This window comes from Vibrio sp. 1288, assembly GCF_033344475.1.
Genome location: NZ_JAWPOX010000205.1, coordinates 1 through 951 on the forward strand (window position 1 = coordinate 1; position 951 = coordinate 951).

Sequence of the window (951 nt, forward strand, 5' to 3'; positions counted from 1 at the left end):
CGAAAGCGTTAGAATGAAGTCGGTTTCGTCAGTAACGTTTTGACGCACTTGTTCATTAAAAATGATCTCGTAACAGAGCGCTGGTGCCATGTGCATGCCGTTCGCAACGATATTAGGTTGCACGAACGCCCCACGACTAAACGACGACATTGGTAAATTGAAGAATGGAGCCAGCGGGCGCAAGATATCTTCAAACGGAACAAACTCACCAAACGGTAATAGGTGATGCTTGTGGTAGCGTTCGCTCATATCAAAGCTGTAATCACCGTATGGTGTGACGCCTAGCGACAGAATGCTGTTATAGAACTGCCTGTCCTCCGATTGATTAACAATGCCTGTGATGATGGCGCTGTTGTTCATCTTCGCGGCACTGTCGATGTTGCTCAAGAAGGAAGGAACTTCAACTTCAAATGCAGGGATTGCTGCTTCTGGCCAGACAATGATGTCGGCGTCCCAGTTTTCACGCGTAAGGTCGGCATACTTCATGATGGTTGGCCAGCGTTGGCTTGGCAGCCATTTGAGGTTCTGGTCGACGTTACCTTGAATCAACGCCACTTTGGTGGTGTCTTCTGGGCGAGGTGTCACCCAATCATATTGGCGAATCCCAAAACCTGCACTTATCAAAACAACAGGGATGATAATCATCAACCACTGTTTGTGAATCCACGCATATGCTAATGCACCTGCACTAATAAGAACAAACAGCGTGAGCAGTTCTACACCACCGATCGGTGCAAAGCTTGCTAGTGGCGCATCAATTTGACTATAGCCCAACCACAACCAAGGGAAGCCAGTCATCACCCAACCGCGTAACCAATCGGTAATTAGCCATAATGCCGGAGCAGCAAGAAGCGCTCCACTGAGGCTAAATTGAGGAACAACCTTATTGTTAACCCAAGCGAACACTCCGGAACAAACTGCAAGGTAGGCAATGAGCATACCCACCAAGAA

1 protein-coding gene is annotated in these 951 nt (G+C 48.2%); it reads right to left on the minus strand.

Going from position 1 to position 951, the window contains the following annotated elements:
• A partial coding sequence (gene lnt / locus R8O11_RS25690; protein ID WP_318194672.1) for an apolipoprotein N-acyltransferase occupies window positions 1-951 on the minus strand: 951 nt, incomplete at both ends.